We start from the raw sequence: 20,987 nt of genomic DNA on the forward strand, positions 1-20,987 counted from the left end.
TTTTAATCCACGCCGCGGATCTCCACCGTCTCAATCTTTCCGCGCAGGATCTCGCAGAACCGCTCGAGCTGCTCCCTCGCATACCCCGAGAACCTCGGATCAATCACATAATCCGATTTCCGGTAATTCTGCAGGAAGTACCGTTTTGCCCCGGAAAGCCACTTTCCGATCGCTTCGATCTCTTCCCTTCCATGCAGCTCTTGGCAGAGCGTTGTCCGGAACTCATAGTCCACCACGCCGCTCTTTAAAAACTCGACCGACTCATTGATCCGCATCACATCGATCTTTTTCACGCCCGCCGTCTCGCCGTACCGGGACGGCGCGTTTTTGATGTCCATGGCGACGTAGTCGATTTTCTTCTCTTCCACCAGCTTTTTCAAAATCTCCGGCCGGTATCCATTCGTATCGAGCTTCACAAGATATCCCAGTTCCTTAATTTTCGTCACGAACCGCTCCAGATCCGGATCCAGCGTCGGCTCACCGCCCGTCACGCAGACGCCGTCCAGCACGCCGCGCCGCTTTTCGAGCACTGCAAAAATCTCCTCCTCCGGAATCACCGGCTCCCATTCGGGATGCTGCACGAGATTTCCGTTCTGGCAGAACGGGCAGCGGAAATTACATCCGCCCGAAAACAATGTGCACGCCACCTTGCCCGGGTAATCCAGCAGCGTCAGCTTTTGAAATCCATGTATGACCATATGCTATCCTCTCCGACCGCAGGACTTCGAACTTTCGTCCGCCCTGCAACAGAAAAAGCGGAACCATAATGTCCGCTTTTTCCATTCATCTTCTATTGGTAATTATTTGCCGTAACGCTCTGCCTGGGAACGGATCAGGTCCAGATCATCAAAATAGTTGATTTTCATGGCTGCTTTGACATCCGCCAGTGTCTGAGCGGCAACTTTTTCTGCCTCTTCGCTGCCTTTTTTCAGCATCTCATAGATCGCCGGAATGTCTTTTTCCAGTTCTTTTCTGCGGTTGCGGATCGGCTCTAAGGTCTCCTGCAGTACATTGTTCAGGAACTTCTTCACTTTGACATCGCCAAGGCCGCCTCTCTGGTAATGTGCTTTCAACTCGTCGAGATTTGCGTAATCCGGCAGATAGCGCTCGAAGTGCTCCGGCTGGCAGAATGCATCGAGATAAGTAAATACGGTATTTCCCTCGATCTTGCCCGGATCGGTGATCTTGATGTGATCCGGGTCGGTGTACATGCTCATGACTTTTTTCTTGATCTCATCCGGCTCCTCGGACAGGTAAATGCAGTTTCCAAGCGATTTACTCATCTTCGCTTTTCCGTCGATACCCGGCAGACGTCTGCAGGAATCATTCTCCGGCAGCATAATCTTCGGCTGCACAAGTGCTTCGCCATAAACTGTATTGAATTTGTGGACGATCTCCTGTGTCTGCTCGATCATCGGCATCTGATCCTCTCCAACCGGAACGGTCGTTGCCTTGAATGCAGTGATATCGGCTGCCTGGCTGATCGGGTAGGTGAAGAATCCAACCGGGATGCTCGCCTCAAAGTTTCTCATCTGGATCTCCGATTTTACGGTTGGGTTTCTCTGCAGTCTGGAAACCGTAACGAGATTCATATAATAGAAAGAAAGCTCGCACAGTTCCGGAATCTGAGACTGGATAAAGATGGTGCTCTTTTCCGGATCAAGTCCGCAGGAAAGGTAATCCAGTGCTACCTCCAGAATGTTCTGGCGCACCTTCTCCGGGTTGTCCGCATTGTCGGTCAGCGCCTGTGCGTCTGCAATCATGATGTAAATTTTATCGAATTCACCGGAGTTCTGCAGCTCCACGCGGCGGCGCAGTGAACCAACGTAATGTCCTACATGCAGCTTGCCGGTCGGTCGGTCGCCGGTCAGTATAATTTTTCCCATTTTTTCTTCCTGCCTTCCTGATACGTAATCTTCGCAGTCCGCTTCTGTATGAAAAATTTCATGAAAATTCTCATAACTGCGGACCTTCTACATACCCTCTATAATACCGTCTTTTTACAAACACTGTCAATGGTCTTTTCCTGTAAAATCCCTCAAAATATCTATTATGAGACAAATCGTTCAACAGCCACGTACAGCCTTCCCTTTTTCGTCTGATTCTGCACGCCAACATAGCGGAATTTTCCCATATGGCGCACGGTCACGAGATCGTCCTCTTTTAATGACGCGCTCGGCGACGTCACCAGCTTTCCGTTGATAAACACCTGGCCGCCCTCGATCAGCGGCACCATTTTGCTCCGCGAACTGCTGAACGCCAGCGACAGCACCGCATCGAGCCGCACGGAAGCGACGGAGCCTTCTTTCCGCTCGGTTTTCGGCTCCGTCAGCTCCTCCGGCAGTCCCGCCTCGACTTCACAGTACACGCTCGTATGGCGCACTTTTTTCAGCTCCGCACAGATGTAGTCCGCCATATCCGCCATACAGATCAGATACGCCTGGTTTCCATCAATCAGAATGTCTCCCAGCTTATACCGCTCCACACCGAGATTCATCAGTGATCCTAAGAAATCACGGTGTGACAGCGCATCCGCAAATTTTTCATTCAGCGGGCTGATGCGCACGACTGCAATCGGAAGCATCAACGCATCACCGTCCTCTGCATAGGATGGCAGAAACAGCGCCGCTTTCCGCTCTGCCGCCTCGTATCCGCCGGACAGCACGTAACGCACGCCCGGAATTTTATTTACCGTACGGTAGAACAGATCCTGCTCCGCCAGCGTCAGAAACTCCGTGTGCGACGGAACATCCCTGTGATAACACTGCTCTGCCAGATCCTGAATCCGTCCGACCAGCACTTCTTCCTCATTCATGGTAATCCCCCTTTGATACACCGCGGGCTGCCCCTGTTTTCTTTCGGGCAGCCCACGTATCACACTTTATTTATCCAGCATCATCGACAGCCCGATCCGCTTCTTCGCCAGATCAAGGCTGATGACCTTCACTTCCACGATATCGCCGACGCTCACAGCCTCCAGCGGATGCTTGATGAAGCGTTTCGTCATCTGGGAAATGTGGACGAGTCCGTCCTGATGCACGCCGATATCGACGAATGCACCGAAGTCAATGACGTTGCGCACGGTTCCCTTTAAGATCATGCCGACCTTCAGGTCCTTCATATCGAGCACGTCGGTGCGCAGGATCGGGCGCGGCATCTCGTCACGCGGGTCACGGCCAGGCTTCTGCAGCTCTTTGATGATATCGCGCAGCGTAATCTCGCCGACACCGATCTCCTCTGCCATCTTTTTGTAATCTTTGATGAAGAACGCCGTCGGTCCCTCGCTGATCTGCTCTGTCTTCATATTTAACTTTGCAAACAGCTTCTCGACTGCCTCGTAGCTCTCCGGATGAACGCTTGTGCCGTCCAGCGGATTTTTGCCGCCGGTGATGCGCATAAAGCCCGCGCACTGCTCAAACGCCTTCGGTCCGAGTTTTGCCACTTTCAGGAGCTCTTTTCTGCTCTCGAAACGGCCGTTCTCCTCGCGGTATGATACGATGTTTTTTGCTATCACCTTGCTGACACCGGAAATGTATTCCAGCAGCGACGCGGATGCCGTATTCAGATCGACACCGACTTTATTCACGCAATCCTCAACGACACCGCCGAGCGCCTCGCCGAGCTTCTTCTGGTTCATATCGTGCTGATACTGGCCGACACCGATGGATTTCGGATCGATTTTGACAAGCTCTGCCAGCGGATCCTGCACACGGCGTGCGATGGAAGCGGCGCTTCGCTGTCCGACATCAAAGTTTGGAAATTCCTCGGTTGCCAGCTTGCTTGCGGAGTAAACGGACGCTCCCGCCTCGTTGGTGATCACATACGCAACCTTCTCCGGGATCTCTTTTAAGATCTCGACGATGATCTGCTCGGACTCACGGCTTGCAGTTCCGTTTCCGACAGAAATCAGGGTGACGCCGTATTTGTGGATCAGATCTTTTACGGTCGCTTTTGCTGCTGCAATCTTCTTCTCGTTCGTCGGCGCGGTCGGGTAAACCACGGTGGTGTCGAGCACTTTTCCGGTCGCATCGACAACGGCCAGCTTGCATCCCGTACGGAACGCCGGGTCCCATCCAAGGACAACCTGGCCTGCGATCGGCGGCTGCATCAGAAGCTGCTCAAGGTTCTTTCCAAAGACCTTGATCGCACCATCCTCTGCCTTTTCGGTGAGCTGATTTCTGACCTCACGCTCGATGGCCGGAGCGATCAGACGGTTGTAGGCATCCTCGATGGTCGCCTGCAGAACCGGCTTTGTCTGCGGATTCTCTTTGGTGATGATTTTTTTCTCGAGATAACGCAGGATTTCTTCCGTCGGCGCCTCAATTTTGACGTTCAGGAATTTTTCTTTCTCACCGCGGTTCAGTGCCAGCACACGGTGTCCGGCAATTTTTGATACCGGCTCGGAAAACTCATAGTAATTCTCGTAAACGGACTCTGCTTTCTCATCCTTTGCTGTCGAGACGATCAGGCCCTTCGCCTCGGTTCTGCGGCGGATCTCCATACGGTAATCGGCCTCATCGGAAATGCTCTCGGCGATGATGTCGCAGGCACCAGCAATGGCGTCTTTTGCCGTTTTGACTTCCTTTTCTTCTGAAACAAAAGCCTCTGCCTCTTTTTCGAGCGGCTCTTTTGTCATCTGCAGAAGAATGATATTCGCCAGCGGCTCCAGTCCTTTTTCTTTTGCGATCGTCGCACGCGTCCGGCGTTTCGGACGGTACGGGCGGTATAAATCCTCTACGACCACGAGAGTTGCGGCCTCTTCGATGGATTTTTTCAGTTCTGCGGTCAGCTTGCCCTGCTCCTCGATGCTCGCAAGGACAACGGCCTTGCGGTCATTTAAACTGCGCAGGTACATCAGACGGTCATACAGATTTCGCAGTACCTCATCGTTTAAGGAACCTGTTGCTTCTTTTCGATATCGTGAAATAAAAGGGATCGTGTTTCCCTCGTCAATCAGTTTCACTGCAGCTTCTACCTGCCACGGTTTCACGTTCAGCTCGGCTGCCAATACCTGATTCATATCCATAGGTAAATTCCTCCTGTTGTCTCTTCCAAAACACGCTGTTCCTTCTCTGTTTTTCCCGCATAAAAAGCGGGACCCTTGGCGGAACAGCCACTCTATTACCTTATCAATAGGTCTTGTTTTTGTCAACCTTACATGATAAAATCTTTACTATAGCTTTTTTGACAGACTGCGTGTGAAACCGCGCTTTTTTGCAGAAGAAAGGACATTTTATGACACCAGAAAATTACAATCCAAACACCAATGAGTCCGGAGATTCCTATCAGTCCTCCCATCCGTACGGCGTGCCTGAGGGCCAGCGTCCCGGACCGTATCAGCATTACCAGCAGCAGCCTCCCGTACAGCCGCCGCGCAGGACGGGTTCGCAGGCCCTTGCGGCCGCTTCGATGGTCATGGCGATCTGCTCCTTTTTGTTCATGCTCAACATGGGGTCCCTGTTTTTCGGCTCGCTCGGCGTGATCTTCGCCCTTTTAAGCCGCGGCGCAGGACGCATGAGCGGCACGGCAAAAGCCGGTCTTGCGGGCTGTACCATCGGCATAATTGTCGGTATCTGCATCATGTATGCTTTCCTGCTTTTCAACATGGTCAGCGGCGGCAGCACCAACCTGCTCGAGCGGTATTACAATCAGTACATGCAGGAATACCAGATGACACCGGATAACGGAACAACCACCGACGGAAATACCATCTAAGTACCAGAAAGGATTTTTCATGAACGGACAAAAACAGAAATTTTCAGAACTGAAAAAGCAGGCCCGTGAGGCCATGGCAGGCCGATGCGGCACGCTGGTGGGCGCAACCGCGATCAACCTGTTTCTCACCTTCTCCTGCTCCCTCATCCCGACGCTGATTTTTTCAGGCACAACGCTGTACGATATCATTTTTCTGAATCTGACGCTGTTCCTGTTTTCCCTGCTCCTCAGCCTCTTCCAGGCAGGCTACTTAAAAATCTGCCTCTCGACGCTGCGCGGGGAACCGATTTCCGTCGGTGATATGCTCTACGCTTTCTATCATCACCCGGACCAGTACGTGCTGATGTTCCTTATCATCAACGGCATCAGCTCCGTGATCGCCCTGATTTCCAGCATTCCAGGCTTCCAGTATCTTTCCTCCCCGAGTGCGGAACTGACGCTTGGAACAGCACTTTCCATCGAAGCCGAGCTTTCTTCGCTCATGAATGTTTACGTTTATAAGCTGATCGGCTCTCTCGTTTCCACGCTGGTGCTGGTTCCGTTTTCCCTTTCCACCTTCGTGATGAACGACGCTCCCGGCATCGGCCCGATCCAGGCGATCCGTCAGAGCTTTGCGATGATGAAAAAGAACTTTTTCCGCTACATTCTGCTTCTCTTAAGTTTCTTAGGGCTTGAGATTCTCGCATCCTGTTCCTGTGCCATCGGCTTCTTATGGGTGATGCCGTATATGCAGATCACGATGGCTGCGTTCTATCAGGAACGGAAAGATATCCTGTATCCGGCATCGGAACCGGTGGGATATGATACGGATTCCTTTGGATCCGGCACAGATCTTTAAAAATAAATCTTAAGATAATTAAAAAGACGTTTCACACCCCTTGCTTTACGGCTGTGAAACGTCTTTTTAGTTATGTCTATTTCGAGATCTTAAATTCTCGCGCGGATTCTGCTCTGGATTCCGTCGAGTTTCTCTGCTTTTTCTCTGTACTCCTGCTCTGTGATTTCGCCTGTGATGAATGCGAACTCCTCGGACAGACTTGGAACTGCTACGATTTCTACTTTTCCGAACAGCTCCTCGATCTCACTCTGGCGCTCTGCGGCGTGGCCGGACACGCGGACGAAGAAGCGGCTCTTTACATCATCGATCTGCAGCAGGTCCAGTTTTTCCTCGCTCCAGCTCATCATGATGTTTCTGCCTTTGTTCTTTGCGCAGTCTACGACATCGGCTACAACGGCACTTGCGGTCGGAAGCTTTCCTGCTCCGCTTCCGTAGAACATCGCATCACCCAGTACATTTCCGTGGATGAAGATGGCGTTGAAGACACCGTTTACGCTGTACAGCGGGTTTTTCGCGTCAATCATCACCGGGCTTACCATGGCGTAATACTGATCACCCACCTTGCGGCTTGTTGCGAGCAGTTTGATTGCGGTTCCCATCGAAGTCGCATATTTGATATCCTCTGCGGTGATCTTTGTGATTCCCTCGGTGTAAACCTCTTCGTAATTGACTTCTTTTCCATAAGCAAGAGAAGAAAGAATCGCAATTTTACGGCACGCATCGTAGCCTTCTACATCTGCTTCCGGGTTGCGCTCTGCGTAGCCGAGGCGCTGTGCCTCTTTTAATACATCCGCGAAATCGGAACCGTCGCTTGCCATTTTGCTTAAGATATAGTTCGTGGTACCATTTAAGATACCAGTTACTTCATCGATCTCATCTGCAGTCAGGGAGGAGTTTAACGGACGGATGATCGGGATACCGCCGCCGCAGCTTGCCTCAAACAGATAGTTTGCGCCGTGCTCTTTTGCAATTGCAAGAAGCTCGGTACCGTGTCTTGCCACCAGCTCTTTGTTGGATGTGCAGACGCTCTTTCCAGCCTCCAGCGCACGTTTTGTGAAGGTGTAAGCCGGCTCAACGCCGCCCATGACCTCGACAACAATATCAACCTCCGGATCGTTTGCGATCACTTCGTAATCATGTACCAGCACTTTTTCCACTGGATCTCCCGGGAAATCTCTTAAATCCAGAACGTATTTGATATTAATCTCGTTCTCTGCTCTCTTGTTGATGCTGTCATGGTTCGTGTTGATGACTTCTACCACGCCGGAACCAACGGTGCCATATCCTAATACTGCAATCTGAATCATCTCTTTTGTCCCTCTCTTGCTTTTTCTTTTTCAGGACTCCTGTCCTAAGATTTTAAAATAATGAACTCCCTGTCTGGACTCAATCTCGTTGATCATCTCCGAGGCGTCTCCCCGGTCTTCCGCGATATCCACGCTGATCGTCAGTGACGCCACGCCGTTTAACGGAATCGTCTGATGAATGGTCAGAATGTTTCCGTGAAACTCGGCGATAATCTTCAGCACATCGGAAAGCAGTCCCGGCTCATCGTCCATCTGCAGAATAAACGTAATCGTTTTTCCTTTTGCATTGTCATGAAAAGGAAGAATATCATCTTTGTATTTATAGAAAGAGCTTCTGCTGATTCCCGCTTTTTCCGTTGCCTGCTGCACGGTAAGCTCCTGCATATCCATCAACCGTTTGGCCTCGATGACCTTCAAAAGGACCTCGGGAACCGCTTTTTCTTTGATTACATAGTACTTTGTTTTCTCTTCTCTCATGGCAATCCTCTACCTTTATACTCTTTCCAGGAAATACATTTGTTTTCACAGGAAAGATCGTATCATATTCCGACACAATACGCAAGGAATTTTTTCGAATCGGTTTTCAGAAGCCAATGCTTCCGCCGCCGTGACTGTTTCCGCTCGACGAAGTGTGAACGGTGCTTCCGCCGCCACCTCCGCCGCCAGAAACGCCTCCGCCGTGGTTTCCATCATCCTTCTGGATTTTGTGCATCGATACATGACGGTCGATCAGCGCATCCCTGCGGTCTCTGATGTTTACGCGTTTCAGATCCGCATAGCTCTTTGCACCACGGTTTTTCTTTCGTCTGTAGCTCTTCCAGATTCCAAAATAAACAAGAATTCCTGTCGCAGCCGCTGCGATAACAGAAATAAGAGCTTCCGTGCTGTTGATTTTGCGGTAATGAATAATGGAACCGTCTTCTGTAATCAGATAGTCCGCATCGGAAACGCCTCGGTCGAAGCATTCCTGCGTCATCGTAATCATTTTTGCAAAGGTTCCCGCATAGTCGCCGTCTTTCGCGTAGCCCTGCGCCGCCTGCAGGATATCATCAATTTCCGCATCGGACATGTAATACTGCATAATACCAGATGTCGAAATCACAATCTGGCGCTGTCCCATATCGATGAGGAAGCAGACACCGTTTGGCTCTTTCGGATACTTTTTGTCATAAAAATCATCTGCAATCGCCTGACAGTCCTCGGAACCACTGCTGCGCTCGGTCAGGATGACCATATGGAGCTTTGTATTGCGCTCGAACTCTGTACAGGATCTCTCGAGGTCCTGCTCCTCCTCATCGGAAAAAAGTGATGCATTGTCGTAGACATACTGGGATTCGGCTTTTACAATATTCACAGAAAAAACTCCGCACAGCAGAAGGGCCGCAAAAATTCCGAGCAGATATTGTCCTGCTTTTTTCATTCTTCTCATGCGAAATACCCTCCTATCAGCATCACAATCAGGACCAGAAGAGCACTCACAGCCGACGTCAGAAGGGCTCTCTTCCGCTCATAGGGAAAATCGCCGTTGATCGTTCCGGTCTGGCCGTTCATCGCATAGTAGTAAACCTTCCCGTCCTTTCCCGGATACGTCAGCGTCCAGACGGGAAACAGGACGTAACGCCAGTTCTCCTGCTTCGGGGAAAGGTTCATTTTTTCCTGCTCGAGGGAGATATATTCGTTCGCCTCATTCCGCATGGCGCCGCGTGCCATCGTCTCCAGTTCTTTTTTCAGTTCCGGTGCGATCTGCTGCTGTTCGATATCACGCTTTTCCGCCTGAAAGCCGGAAAGGTACCCCATGGAAAACGGCTGCATCTCCTCCAGACGGTATGGCTGTACGCATTCGATCAGATCGCGGTCTGCCTTGTTCAGAGCGTTACGCGACAGACCGTCCACACGGACCTCTCCCTCCCGGCGGACATCGTAGATGCTGGTCTCTGTGTACTCCACATCACCGGTCTGCCAGACTCTCACCTTCCGGCCGCGCGCTATGTAATCCGTCTCAAAGTCTCCGCCGTAAATCCAGTACGGGAAATAGACACCTGTCATCTTCTGTACCTGACTCTTTTCGAAAAAGTCCTTCGGAATAAAGTGTTTCTTCCGGGTAAATGACAAAAATTTCTCGATTGCCTGCTCCTTGCTGATTTTGAACGGCAGCACAAAATCCGGCATATATTCTCCCGAAAGCCGGCCTGAAAGCACCACCGGATTGTGGCAGTAGAAACAGTATGTCGCTGCCGTCGTCGCATCGGTCACAATCTCGGCGCCGCAGTTCGGGCAGGTGTAGACAACTGCTTCGCCCTGCTCTGTTTCCCCTTTTGTTTCCTCCGTACTGCTTTCCTTCTGTGCATCGGATGCTTCCTGTGCACCGGCAGCATCGTCCTCCCCGTTCAGCGCTTCCGCTGCTTTCGGGTTCGCCTTTTCGGCTTCTTCCTGTGTAAACGAGGACAGGCAGTACTCGCATTTATACTTTCCGCTTGCCGGATCGAAGGTCAGATCGCCTCCGCAGTTCGGGCATTTGTATGTAATAACCTCCATATTCTATCCCTCCTTCCCCGGAGCCGCTGTTGTATTGGATGGTTATCTGTTTTCTTTTACTGTCTTGGTTTTCCGCAGTTCGAGCAGAACTTGCCGGTATTCTCCGTTCCGCATGCGCAGACCCATTTTCCTGCCGCTTCCGGTTTCGGGCTGCCACAGTTCGAACAGAATTTACCGCTGTTCTCGGTTCCACACTTGCCGCAGATCCACACCATCGGCTTTGCACTTCCGCAGTTTGAGCAGAAATTGCCGGTGTTCTCCGTTCCGCAGGAGCATTTCCATACGCCTTTTGCAGCTTCCTGCTGTGCCTTGGCTGCCGCCTGCTGCTGCATCTGCTGCTGATTCGAAGCGGACGCCGATGCAAACGAGGAACCGAAGGCATTCATGCCCATCTGAACACCCATAAAGCCGTTCATGGCTCCGTTTGGGTTGGCTGCTGCTTTCTCCATACTGCGTGCCATCGCTCCCTGTACATAGCCCTCACGGATCGATGGATCAGACATCATCGCACCTTCGTTGCGCATCTGGATCAGTTTCTGGGAAGCTTCATCGTAGGAAAGGCTTGCGATTGCCACGGACTGGATCTCCATGCCGCGCATTGCCCGCCAGCTCTCATCCATCGCATCTGCCATGTAGCGGGACAGCTCGGCGCTCTTGGATGCTGCGAACGAAATGCGGATGCCGTCGGCTGCCATCTGATTGATCGAGGACTGCAGGCCCTCTAAAAATTCGTTCATATACTGCTCGTTGATATCCTCGATCTCTACGCGGGATGCGTTTCTCGGCACAGCCTCTGCGTAGAAGCGGAGCGGATCGATGATGCGGATGGAATAGGAACCGTGTGCCCGAAGGAACAGCTCGGCATTGTAGAACTGGTCGAAATAGTTGACCGGATTTCTCGTTCCGAATTTGATTCCCTTGATTTCCTGCAGATTAATATAGAAAACTCTCTGCTCATGCGGGGTCTGGCCGCCGAATTTCAGGCGCTCAAACGTATCTTTTACGGCTGCGTCAAGCGATCCGCTGAACATCGACGGAGACGATGACTGGTCTACGGTAAAGTAGCCCGGCTCTGCGGTGTAATCAATGATCTTTCCGCCGTCCACCAGCATCATAAACTGATTGTCATAGACATGGATCACAGAACCGTTTGAAATCGTCTGGCTTCCCTTTTTATTCTGGCCTTTTCTTACCAGAATTCCCTCTGTAAATACCGTATGTTCCCCCATCTCATACGGTTCCACGGTCTCCAGCCACTGATCGGCGAAACTGCCGTGTACTGCATTGACTGCTGCTCTGATAATACCCATACTTTTACCTCCTGTTTGCCTTTGGCTTCAAAACAGAAAGGAGCATTTCCGTCCTCTGTTGGTGAAAATGCTCCTTATTTTACTTGTCACTGTGCTCTGCCCACAGCCGAATTATGCTTCTTCCTCTTTCGCTCCGGTTCCGAGGGCAATCCACTTCAGATATGCGTTGATAAACAGATCAATTCCGCCGTCCATGACTGCATCGACGTTTCCGGTCTCTGCGTTGGTACGGTGGTCTTTGACCATGGTGTATGGCTGCATAACGTAAGAACGGATCTGGTTGCCCCAGCCGATCTCGGTTACTTCGCCGCGGATGTCGCTCAGCTTATCTGCCTGCTCCTGGAGTTTCAGCATATACAATTTTGCTTTCAGCATCTGCATTGCCTTGTCCTTGTTCTGGAACTGGGAACGCTCATTCTGGCACGTAACCACGATGCCGGTCGGCATATGCGTGATTCGGATCGCCGATGACGTCTTGTTGATGTGCTGTCCGCCGGCACCGCTGGAACGGTACGTATCGATACGAATATCCTCATCACGAACCTCAACATCGATCTCTTTGTCGATATCCGGCATAACATCGCACGATACGAACGATGTCTGGCGTTTTCCTGCCGCGTTGAACGGAGAAATACGGACGAGACGGTGAACTCCTTTTTCGGATTTCAGATAACCGTAAGCGTTTTCGCCGTTGACCTGGAATGTCACGGACTTCACACCGGCCTCATCACCGTCCAGAAAGTCGAGTTCCTCGATCGTAAAGCCTTTGCGTTCTGCCCATCTGGTGTACATACGGTACAGCATGCCGCACCAGTCGCACGCCTCGGTTCCGCCTGCACCTGCGTTCAGTTTGATGATCGCATTGTCCTTGTCAAATTCGCCGGACAGCAGGGTTTTGATGCGGATGGCATCGAAGGATGCCTTGAACTCTTCCATCATTTCCGCGATTTCCGGAACAACGGAATCGTCATCCTCCTCCTGTCCCATCTCAATCAGAGTTTCCATATCTTCTTTGGCGGATACCAGTTTCTGATACGTATCTCTGTCCTCTTTCATGCTGCTCAGCTGTTTCATCTGCTCCTGCGCTTCTTCGGGGTTGTCCCAGAAATTGGGTTCCTCCATTTTACGCTCTAATTCTTCGATCCTCTGCTCTTTGTTAGCGAGGTCAAAGTGAATCCCTCACTTCCACTAATGGTTTATCGTATGTGCCAAGTTCCATTTTGAACTGGTCTAATTCAACTACCACAAGCTTCACCTGCTTTCTGTTTTATATTTTGTATGACACGCAGCTTCTGGTAGGGAAGCTGCGTGCTTTGTCAAACGGATCGTGCTCATCCGTCTCACTGCTGTTCTGCTTTTATCAAACCGGTTTTCTTCCGCAGCACTGTTTGTACTTCTTGCCGCTTCCGCACGGGCATGGATCGTTTGGATAGATCTTACGCTCTGCGCGCTGTACCGGTTTTCTCGGGCCGGACTCGTCTTTGTTGGTTCCGGTCACTTTGGCTACCTGCTCACGTTCTACTTTCTGCTCAACACGTACATGGAACAGGAGACGGACGGTATCCTGCTGGATGGACTCGAGCATTTCGTTAAACATGTCGTAAGCTGCCATCTTGTACTCAACCTTCGGGTCTCTCTGGCCGTATGCCTGCAGACCGATACCCTCGCGGAGCTGATCCATATCATCGATATGATCCATCCACTTCTGGTCGATAACCTTCAAAAGAACGACACGCTCAAGCTCACGAATCTGCTCCTCCTCCGGGAATTCTGCTTCTTTCTCCTCGTAGAGTTTAACAGCTTCCTCTTTTAACTGCTGTTTCAGCTCGTTTTTGGAAATCTTCTCTACGCGCTCTTTTGTCACTGCCTTCACCGGCATGATGGAAAGCAGCATCTCATTTAATTCTGTCAGATCCCATTCGGACTGCTCTGTGTTCTCGCCGATGCAGAGATCTACGGTATTGTCGATGGTATCGGCAATCATCTTGAAGATGGTATCTCTCATGCTCTCGCCGTCCAGTACGCGGCGTCTCTCTTTGTAGATGATCTCACGCTGCTCGTTATTGACCTGGTCATAGTCGAGCAGGTTTTTACGGATTCCGTAGTTGTTGCCCTCGATCTTCTTCTGCGCTTTTTCGATGGCGGAAGAAAGCATCTTGTGCTCGATCTGCTCATTTTCCGGTACGCCGAGGGATTTGAAAATGCCCATCAGTTTTTCGGAACCGAAGAGTCTCATCAGATCGTCTTCCAGGGAAATGTAGAAACGGGACTCACCCGGGTCTCCCTGACGGCCGGAACGACCGCGGAGCTGATTGTCGATACGGCGGGACTCATGACGCTCGGTGCCGATGATCTTTAAGCCGCCGGCAGCTTTTGCCACATCATCCAGCTTGATATCGGTACCACGGCCGGCCATGTTGGTCGCGATGGTAACGGCTCCTGCCTCACCGGCATGGGCTACGATTTCTGCCTCGAGCTCATGGAACTTCGCATTTAAGACCTGATGCGGAATTCCCTCGCGGCGCAGCATTTTGCTGATCAGCTCGGAAGTCTCAATGGTGATGGTACCAACCAGAACCGGCTGGTTCACGGCATGTGCCTCTTTGACTTCCTCTACGACTGCGTGGAATTTCTCTTTTTTCGTCATGTATACGGCATCGTCCATATCCACACGGATGACCGGGCGGTTGGTCGGGATCTCGATAACGTCCATGCCGTAGATGTCACGGAACTCCTGCTCCTCGGTGAGGGCAGTACCGGTCATGCCGGCTTTTTTCTCGTATTTGTTAAAGAAGTTCTGGAACGTGATGGTTGCCAGAGTCTTGCTCTCTCTTCTTACTTTAACGTGCTCTTTTGCCTCGATTGCCTGATGCAGACCATCGGAATAACGGCGGCCCGGCATGATACGGCCGGTGAACTCATCGACGATCAGAACCTCGTCGTCTTTGACTACGTAGTCCTTGTCGCGGTGCATCAGATAATTGGCACGCAACGCCAGGATCACGTTGTGCTGGATCTCCAGGTTCTCCGGATCGGAGAGATTCTCGATATGGAAGAAGTTCTCGACTTTCTTCACACCGTCATCGGTCAGGGTAACGAATTTGTCCTTCTCGTTGACGATGAAGTCTCCGGTCTCCTCGATCTCCTCGCCCATGATCGCGGTCATCTTGGTCATCTCGCCGCTTGCCTCGCCGCGCTGCATCTGGTGTGCCAGAATATCTGCGGTCTCGTACAGCTTGGTGGATTTGCTGCTCTGTCCGGAAATAATCAGAGGTGTTCTTGCCTCGTCGATCAGGACGGAGTCGACCTCGTCGATGATACAGTAAGCAAGCTCTCTCTGTACGAGCTGCTCCTTGTAGATCACCATGTTGTCACGCAGGTAATCGAAACCAAGTTCGTTGTTGGTGATGTAGGTGATGTCGCATGCATACTGCTGGCGGCGCTCATCGTTCTTCATATCGTTCAGAACGACACCGACGGTCAAACCGAGGAATCTGTGGACTTTGCCCATCCACTCAGCATCTCGGTTTGCCAGGTAATCGTTGACGGTAACAATGTGGACACCGCGTCCGGTCAGTGCATTCAGGTAAGCCGGAAGGGTGGAAACGAGGGTTTTTCCTTCACCGGTTTTCATCTCAGCGATACGGCCCTGATGGAGGATAATACCACCGATCAGCTGTACGCGGTGGTGTTCCATACCGAGGGAACGTTTTGCTGCCTCGCGGACGGTTGCGAATGCTTCCGGGAGAATGGAATCCAGGGATTCGCCTCCGTTGTAGCGGTCTTTATATTCCTTTGTCTTGGCACGCAGCTCTTCATCGGTCAGCGCCTGCATGGTCGGGCGGAGAGCTTCGATTTTGTCTACAATTGGATAGATTCGTTTCAGCTCGCGCTCACTGTGCGTACCAAAAAGTTTTTCTGTGAATTTCATAGAATGTTTGCTCCTGCTTTCTCTATTAATTGCCATATTAACATATGGTACTATTCTACCACTTCTGGCACAAGATAACAATGAATTTTTCGTAAACATTTGGTGCCGTTCCCCGGTTTTCCGCTGTTTTTACGGCTTTTCCCGGACTTTCCGGCCCTTTCCGCGAAAAAGTCACCCTGTTTCACAGCTTTTCTAAGCTGGAAACAGGGTGACTGTTCATTCTTTATTTACTTTTCAGCACTCCGGCTCGATCAGACCGTAGGTGTTGTTCTTTCTCTTGTAAACGACGTTTACTTCGTCGGTCTCTGCATTGCGGAATACGAAGAAGGTGTGTCCAAGAAGTTCCATCTGTACGCAGGCATCTTCCGGATACATTGGTTTCATGCCGAATTTTTTCGTACGGATGATCTGGATGTCTTCGTCCTCCAGATAGTCATGCTCCAGATATTCTTTCTGGAAGTTTCCTGCTTCCTGCTGTTTGTCGGCAATTTTGTTTTTGTATTTGCGAAGCTGGCGTTCGATGACTTCCTCTACCAGATCGATGGATACGTACATATCGTTGCTTACCTGCTCGGAACGGATGATATTTCCTTTTACCGGAATGGTAACCTCAATTTTCTGTCTTTCTTTCTCTACGCTTAAGGTTACAATGACATTTGTGTCAGGCGTAAAATATTTCTCCAGTTTGCCAAGTTTTTCGTTGACCGCGGCTTTTAATCCCTCTGTCACGTCAATATTTTTTCCGCTGATGGTAATTTTCATTATGCCCAACCCCTTTGCTCTCAAATTTTACAGGTTCTTCACTTCCCCTGTAAGTAACTCTAATTATAGCAATAGTTGTCTCTATTTGCAATAGTATTTAGAAAATTCATGAATATTTTAGAGTTTTTTCTGTTACAGTTCACTTGTATCTTATTTTTGACAGATTTCATGCTCGCATGAAAATCTGTCAAGAATAAGATACAAAGGGAGCGCCTGGTTATGAGCAAAAAGGAGCTGCGCAGCAGCGGAGAGCGCTGAAAGCGCGGTTTTGCGAATGGCGCGGGTGAACGTCCGTTTCCGCTTACCGGCGGCATACTGCCAGCACGTCTTCAAACTTCATTTTGCCGCCGAACAGATCCAGTGCACTGCCAATTGTCACATCGACGTGGTTGTTTCCCAGTTTTTTGAGCAGCTCCAGGTCTTCAAAACTTCCCACGCCGCCGGCGTACGTCACCGGAAAATCTTTCATCTTCGCAAGCAGTTCCACCAGCTCCGTCTCAATGCCGGAAGCCTTTCCCTCGACATCCACGGCATGGATCAGGAACTCATCACAGTATTCTGACAGGTGATGCAGCAGTTCCTCTGTCACTTCTTCGTCCGTGAACTTCTGCCAGCGGTCCGTCACGATATAGTATTTTCCGTCCCGCTTCCGGCAGCTTAAATCCAGTGTCAGCCGCTGCTTTCCTACCGTCGTCACCAGCTTGTCCAGATTTTCATAGAACACATGGCCGTCGCGGAACACATACGAAGTCACAATCACATGGCTTGCCCCCGCTGTCAGAAACTCGCACGCATTCTCCGCATCAATGCCGCCTCCCACCTGCAGGCCGCCCGGGTACGTCGAGAGTGCCAGCAATGCCTGGCGCTTCGTCTCCTCGTAAAACTCGGTACCTTCCTTGTTCAGCAGAATCACATGGCCGCCCGTAATGCCCTGCTCTTCGTACAGCTGCGCATAGTACGACGCATCCTGCTCCGAGACAAAATTCTCGCTCGCCTGATTTCCCTGATCTTTCAGCGATCCCCCGACAATCTGTTTTACTTTTCCGTTATGAATATCAATACATGGTCGAAATCTCATTTTCCCCGTTTCCTTTCTTTTCTCTCCCCTTAAGTTTTCCACATTATATCAAAATCCGACCATTCTGTGTATAAATTCACCAAATTTTCATGGTTCTTTCATAGAAAAGAAAGAAGAACCTGCTTTTTCCACAGATTCTTCTTTCTTTTCCGGCTTGCCACCGTTCTTTATTTATCGATGTCCTCAAAGGCCTCTTTCACTTTATCCATAAAGCCTTTTTTCTTCTTCGGCTGCTCTGCAGTTTCGCCGTCGGCTGCTTTTTCTTCTGCTGCCGGGCGGTTTCCGCAGGCTTCGTCGAAGGCGCGGAGGGCCTCTTTTGCTTTCTCATTCAGTTTCGTCGGAGTCTGGACTACGAGTGTTACGTAGTGATCACCGCGCACATTGCTGTTGCGAAGGGACGGAACACCTTTTCCCTTCAGACGGATCTTCGTATCGGTCTGGGTTCCCGGTTTTACAGTGTAGAGAACGTCCCCGTCAACGGTGCTGATCTTCACATCACCGCCGAGTGCTGCCTGGGCAAACGTAATCGGTGCAGTGGAGAAAATGTTCATATCCTGTCTCTGGAAGATCGGATGACGGGTTACCTGAACCTCGACAAGCAGATCTCCTCTCGGTCCGCCGTTTACACCCGGCTCACCTTTTTCACGGATCCGGATGCTCTGTCCATCGTCGATTCCAGCCGGAATGTTGACCTGAATGCGTTTTCTGCTGGATGTATAGCCCGTGCCGTGGCATGCGGTACATTTATCGCGAATGATCTTTCCGGTTCCGTTACAATCCGGACAGGTCGTCACGTTTCTCACAGAACCGAACATGGTCTGCTGTGTGTACGTAATCTGACCAGTTCCGTTACATTTGGAGCATGTCTCCGGTGAAGTTCCTGGTTTTGCGCCGGTTCCGTGGCACGTTGTACAGGTATCCTTCAGGTTGATCTCGAGCTCTTTCTGGCATCCGAAAACAGCTTCCTCAAACGTAATGTGGACAACAGCGCGGAGGTTTGCTCCCTTCATAGGTCCATTGTTTGCTCTTCTTCTGCTTCCGCCGCCACCGAACAGGTCGCCGAAAATATCGCCGAAGATATCACCCATATCTCCGCCGCCAAAGTCGAAGCCGCCGAATCCGCCGGCTCCTGCGCCGCCACCGCCGTTTTCAAATGCAGCGTGGCCAAACTGATCGTACTGACGCCGTTTGTCCGGATCACTCAGCACGCCATAGGCTTCTGTCGCCTCTTTAAATTTTGCCTCGGCCTCTTTGTCGCCCGGGTTCATATCCGGATGGTATTTCTTGGCCAGTTTACGGTATGCTTTTTTTAATGTTGCATCGTCCGCTCCGCGGTCTACGCCGAGGACCTCGTAATAATCTCTTTTTTCTGCCATTTATGTTCACCTTTTCATTTCTGTTCCACAAATTTCATCTTTGCAGAAATGTTTTTCCGCACGCTCCAGTATAGCACTTTTCCGAAAGCAATACCAGCATAAATACAGGGGGCGGAATGTATTTTCCGTCCCCTGCAAACATTCGCCTCACAGGGCTTTTTGCGTTTATTTACTTATTGTTTCAACTCACAGTCGGTATTTTCACGGAGTGTGACATGCCGAAAATTAAACCTCTTTGTAGTCAGCGTCTACGACATCGTCGTCATGGCCGCCTGCTGCTCCTGCATTTCCCATATCCGGGCCTGCACCTGCTGTTCCGGCACCAGCGCCTGCTGCTCCGCCCTGCTGCTCATACAGTTTTGCAAACAGTTTCTGAGCGCTTGTCATCAGTTTTTCCTGAGCTGCTTTCAGATCAGCTACCTGTGCATCGGTCATTTCTTCCGGATTGCATTTTGCAATGAGATCTTTCAGTGCGTTCAGGTCAGCTTCTACTGCTGTTTTGTCGTTTGCATCAAGCTTGTCGCCGACTTCCTCGATTGCTTTCTCGGTCTGGAATACCATGGAGTCTGCATCGTTTCTTGCGTCGATTGCTTCTTTTCGTTTCTTATCCTGAGCCTCGAACTCAGCAGCTTCTTTGACTGCTTTGTCGATCTCGCTGTCGGACATGTTAGAGCCTGCGGTGATGGTGATGTGCTGCTCTTTTCCTGTTCCAAGGTCTTTTGCAGATACATTTACGATACCGTTGGCATCGATATCAAAGGTAACCTCGATCTGCGGAACGCCTCTTCTTGCTGGCGGAATTCCATCCAGACGGAACTGGCCGAGGGATTTGTTGTCTTTCGCGAACTGACGCTCACCCTGTACTACGTTGATATCTACTGCTGTCTGGTTATCTGCTGCTGTTGAGAAGATCTGGCTCTTCTTGGTCGGGATTGTGGTGTTACGCTCGATCAGACGAGTTGCAATACCTCCCATGGTCTCGATGGACAGAGACAGCGGAGTTACATCCAGAAGAAGGATATCGCCTGCGCCGGCGTCTCCTGCAAGTTTACCACCCTGTACGGAAGCACCAAGTGCTACGCACTCATCCGGGTTCAGGCTCTTGCTCGGCTCGTGTCCGGTCAGCTGTCTTACTTTATCCTGTACAGCCGGGATACGGGTAGATCCGCCTACCAGAAGGACTTTGGAAAGCTCGGATGCCTGAAGGCCTGCATCAGAAAGTGCTCTCTGTACCGGCTCTGCGGTTTTCTCTACCAGGTCGTGGGTCAGCTCATCGAATTTAGCCTTTGTCAGGTTCATATCGAGATGTTTCGGGCCATCTGCGGTTGCAGTGATGAACGGCAGGTTGATGTTGGTTGTAGTTGCGCTGGAAAGCTCTTTCTTTGCTTTCTCTGCTGCTTCTCTGATTCTCTGCAGAGCCATTTTATCATTGGAAAGATCTACGCCTTCCTGTTTCTTGAACTCAGCAAGGATATAATCTGTTACTTTCTGGTCGAAGTCATCGCCGCCCAGACGGTTGTTTCCTGCTGTGGAAAGAACTTCGATAACGCCGTCACCGATCTCGATGATGGAAACATCGAAAGTACCGCCGCCAAGGTCGTATACCATGATCTTCTGCTCATTTTCGTTGTCCAGTCCGTATGCCAGAGCTGCTGCGGTAGGCTCGTTGATGATACGTTTTACATCAAGACCTGCGATTTTACCGGCATCTTTGGTTGCCTGACGCTGTGCGTCATTGAAGTAAGCCGGAACTGTGATAACTGCTTCTGTTACTTTCTCACCAAGGTAGTTCTCTGCATCACCTTTCAGTTTCTGAAGAATCATAGCGGAGATCTCCTGCGGAGAGTATTTCTTTCCTTCGATGTCTACTTTATAGTCAGTACCCATCTCACGTTTGATAGAACGGATGGTTCTGTCTGCGTTTGTTACAGCCTGACGTTTTGCCGGCTCGCCGACCAGACGGTCACCTGTTTTTGTGAATGCTACGATAGATGGAGTTGTTCTTTCACCCTCTGCGTTTGCGATAACGGTTGGTTTTCCACCTTCCATAACGGCTACACAGCTGTTTGTTGTTCCTAAGTCAATACCAATAATTTTGCCCATTGTTGTTTCCTCCTCAATGAATTATGCTAAAA

The 20,987-nt window shown here is 50.7% G+C and carries 17 protein-coding genes; 2 read left to right on the forward strand and 15 right to left on the reverse strand.

Features of this window, described 5'->3' with window-relative positions; genetic code table 11:
* Positions 1–2 precede the first annotated feature (2 nt).
* From DWZ44_RS07860 to DWZ44_RS07875, 4 genes are all read right to left on the reverse strand, one after another.
* Complete coding sequence (locus DWZ44_RS07860; protein WP_117804605.1) at positions 3–698, reverse strand: anaerobic ribonucleoside-triphosphate reductase activating protein; 696 nt, start codon at positions 696–698, stop codon at positions 3–5.
* A 102-nt stretch (positions 699–800) separates the two neighbouring features.
* On the reverse strand, positions 801–1,886 hold the full coding sequence (gene trpS / locus DWZ44_RS07865; protein ID WP_022461312.1) for a tryptophan--tRNA ligase: 1,086 nt from the start codon (positions 1,884–1,886) through the stop codon (positions 801–803).
* A gap of 164 nt (positions 1,887–2,050) precedes the next feature.
* Positions 2,051–2,815, reverse strand: a complete 765-nt coding sequence (locus DWZ44_RS07870; protein WP_117804606.1) for a YlmH family RNA-binding protein — start codon at positions 2,813–2,815, stop codon at positions 2,051–2,053.
* A 66-nt stretch (positions 2,816–2,881) separates the two neighbouring features.
* Positions 2,882–5,026, reverse strand: a complete 2,145-nt coding sequence (locus tag DWZ44_RS07875; RefSeq protein ID WP_117804607.1) for a Tex family protein — start codon at positions 5,024–5,026, stop codon at positions 2,882–2,884.
* A 209-nt stretch (positions 5,027–5,235) separates the two neighbouring features.
* On the opposite strand from DWZ44_RS07875, the gene DWZ44_RS07880 reads away from it, so the two are divergent.
* Both DWZ44_RS07880 and DWZ44_RS07885 read left to right on the forward strand, forming a co-directional pair.
* Complete coding sequence (locus tag DWZ44_RS07880) at positions 5,236–5,715, forward strand: hypothetical protein (RefSeq protein WP_117804608.1); 480 nt, start codon at positions 5,236–5,238, stop codon at positions 5,713–5,715.
* A 19-nt stretch (positions 5,716–5,734) separates the two neighbouring features.
* Complete coding sequence (locus DWZ44_RS07885; protein WP_117804609.1) at positions 5,735–6,553, forward strand: DUF975 family protein; 819 nt, start codon at positions 5,735–5,737, stop codon at positions 6,551–6,553.
* 89 nt (positions 6,554–6,642) lie between these two features.
* Here DWZ44_RS07885 and DWZ44_RS07890 read toward each other — a convergent pair whose 3' ends face one another.
* The 11 genes from DWZ44_RS07890 to dnaK all read right to left on the reverse strand — a co-directional run bounded on the left by DWZ44_RS07890 (position 6,643) and on the right by dnaK (position 20,955).
* The gene (locus DWZ44_RS07890; RefSeq protein WP_022461317.1) at positions 6,643–7,860 is read right to left on the reverse strand and encodes a homoserine dehydrogenase; all 1,218 of its coding nucleotides are present in this window, start codon (positions 7,858–7,860) and stop codon (positions 6,643–6,645) included.
* A 30-nt stretch (positions 7,861–7,890) separates the two neighbouring features.
* A complete protein-coding gene (locus DWZ44_RS07895; protein WP_022461318.1) occupies positions 7,891–8,337 on the reverse strand; it encodes an ACT domain-containing protein in 447 nt (148 codons plus the stop codon).
* A 106-nt stretch (positions 8,338–8,443) separates the two neighbouring features.
* Complete coding sequence (locus DWZ44_RS07900) at positions 8,444–9,289, reverse strand: TPM domain-containing protein (protein WP_117804610.1); 846 nt, start codon at positions 9,287–9,289, stop codon at positions 8,444–8,446.
* The gene (locus tag DWZ44_RS07905) at positions 9,286–10,395 is read right to left on the reverse strand and encodes a TFIIB-type zinc ribbon-containing protein (RefSeq protein WP_055218422.1); all 1,110 of its coding nucleotides are present in this window, start codon (positions 10,393–10,395) and stop codon (positions 9,286–9,288) included. The genes DWZ44_RS07900 and DWZ44_RS07905 overlap by 4 nt, the downstream gene beginning before the upstream one ends.
* 56 nt (positions 10,396–10,451) lie before the next feature.
* Complete coding sequence (locus DWZ44_RS07910) at positions 10,452–11,705, reverse strand: SPFH domain-containing protein (protein WP_022461321.1); 1,254 nt, start codon at positions 11,703–11,705, stop codon at positions 10,452–10,454.
* 111 nt (positions 11,706–11,816) lie between these two features.
* Positions 11,817–12,924, reverse strand: a protein-coding gene (gene prfB, locus DWZ44_RS07915) for a peptide chain release factor 2 (RefSeq protein ID WP_117509617.1) whose coding sequence is annotated in 2 segments (ribosomal slippage) — positions 11,817–12,872 and positions 12,874–12,924 — 1,107 coding nt in all. Because the reading frame shifts where the segments join, the coding sequence is not laid out codon by codon here.
* Between the two features lie 141 nt (positions 12,925–13,065).
* On the reverse strand, positions 13,066–15,636 hold the full coding sequence (gene secA, locus DWZ44_RS07920; protein WP_055218413.1) for a preprotein translocase subunit SecA: 2,571 nt from the start codon (positions 15,634–15,636) through the stop codon (positions 13,066–13,068).
* 234 nt (positions 15,637–15,870) lie between these two features.
* Positions 15,871–16,398 carry a ribosome hibernation-promoting factor, HPF/YfiA family gene (gene hpf, locus DWZ44_RS07925; RefSeq protein ID WP_055218411.1) on the reverse strand — a complete coding sequence of 176 codons (528 nt, stop codon included), beginning with the start codon at positions 16,396–16,398 and terminating at the stop codon, positions 15,871–15,873.
* Between the two features lie 301 nt (positions 16,399–16,699).
* Positions 16,700–17,476: a phosphoribosylformimino-5-aminoimidazole carboxamide ribotide isomerase gene (gene hisA, locus DWZ44_RS07930; RefSeq protein ID WP_117761694.1), complete on the reverse strand. Its 777-nt coding sequence runs from the start codon at positions 17,474–17,476 to the stop codon at positions 16,700–16,702.
* A 167-nt stretch (positions 17,477–17,643) separates the two neighbouring features.
* Positions 17,644–18,852, reverse strand: a complete 1,209-nt coding sequence (dnaJ, locus tag DWZ44_RS07935) for a molecular chaperone DnaJ (RefSeq protein WP_117761695.1) — start codon at positions 18,850–18,852, stop codon at positions 17,644–17,646.
* A 225-nt stretch (positions 18,853–19,077) separates the two neighbouring features.
* The gene (dnaK, locus tag DWZ44_RS07940) at positions 19,078–20,955 is read right to left on the reverse strand and encodes a molecular chaperone DnaK (RefSeq protein WP_117509603.1); all 1,878 of its coding nucleotides are present in this window, start codon (positions 20,953–20,955) and stop codon (positions 19,078–19,080) included.
* Positions 20,956–20,987 lie beyond the last annotated feature (32 nt).

This window comes from Blautia sp. AF32-4BH (assembly GCF_003460565.1).
Classification (GTDB): domain Bacteria; phylum Bacillota; class Clostridia; order Lachnospirales; family Lachnospiraceae; genus Fusicatenibacter; species Fusicatenibacter saccharivorans.

Excerpts from the sequence above, each read along its gene's own strand:
- DWZ44_RS07875 (WP_117804607.1), bottom strand. The coding sequence starts at position 5,026 with ATGGATATGAATCAGGTATTGGCAGCCGAGCTGAACGTGAAACCGTGG.
- DWZ44_RS07860 (WP_117804605.1), bottom strand. The coding sequence starts at position 698 with ATGGTCATACATGGATTTCAAAAGCTGACGCTGCTGGATTACCCGGGC.
- DWZ44_RS07905 (WP_055218422.1), bottom strand. The coding sequence starts at position 10,395 with ATGGAGGTTATTACATACAAATGCCCGAACTGCGGAGGCGATCTGACC.
- dnaJ (WP_117761695.1), bottom strand. The coding sequence starts at position 18,852 with ATGGCAGAAAAAAGAGATTATTACGAGGTCCTCGGCGTAGACCGCGGA.
- secA (WP_055218413.1), bottom strand. The coding sequence starts at position 15,636 with ATGAAATTCACAGAAAAACTTTTTGGTACGCACAGTGAGCGCGAGCTG.
- DWZ44_RS07910 (WP_022461321.1), bottom strand. The coding sequence starts at position 11,705 with ATGGGTATTATCAGAGCAGCAGTCAATGCAGTACACGGCAGTTTCGCC.
- DWZ44_RS07880 (WP_117804608.1), top strand. The coding sequence starts at position 5,236 with ATGACACCAGAAAATTACAATCCAAACACCAATGAGTCCGGAGATTCC.
- hpf (WP_055218411.1), bottom strand. The coding sequence starts at position 16,398 with ATGAAAATTACCATCAGCGGAAAAAATATTGACGTGACAGAGGGATTA.
- DWZ44_RS07870 (WP_117804606.1), bottom strand. The coding sequence starts at position 2,815 with ATGAATGAGGAAGAAGTGCTGGTCGGACGGATTCAGGATCTGGCAGAG.
- DWZ44_RS07890 (WP_022461317.1), bottom strand. The coding sequence starts at position 7,860 with ATGATTCAGATTGCAGTATTAGGATATGGCACCGTTGGTTCCGGCGTG.
- DWZ44_RS07900 (WP_117804610.1), bottom strand. The coding sequence starts at position 9,289 with ATGAGAAGAATGAAAAAAGCAGGACAATATCTGCTCGGAATTTTTGCG.
- hisA (WP_117761694.1), bottom strand. The coding sequence starts at position 17,476 with ATGAGATTTCGACCATGTATTGATATTCATAACGGAAAAGTAAAACAG.
- DWZ44_RS07885 (WP_117804609.1), top strand. The coding sequence starts at position 5,735 with ATGAACGGACAAAAACAGAAATTTTCAGAACTGAAAAAGCAGGCCCGT.
- DWZ44_RS07895 (WP_022461318.1), bottom strand. The coding sequence starts at position 8,337 with ATGAGAGAAGAGAAAACAAAGTACTATGTAATCAAAGAAAAAGCGGTT.
- trpS (WP_022461312.1), bottom strand. The coding sequence starts at position 1,886 with ATGGGAAAAATTATACTGACCGGCGACCGACCGACCGGCAAGCTGCAT.
- dnaK (WP_117509603.1), bottom strand. The coding sequence starts at position 20,955 with ATGGGCAAAATTATTGGTATTGACTTAGGAACAACAAACAGCTGTGTA.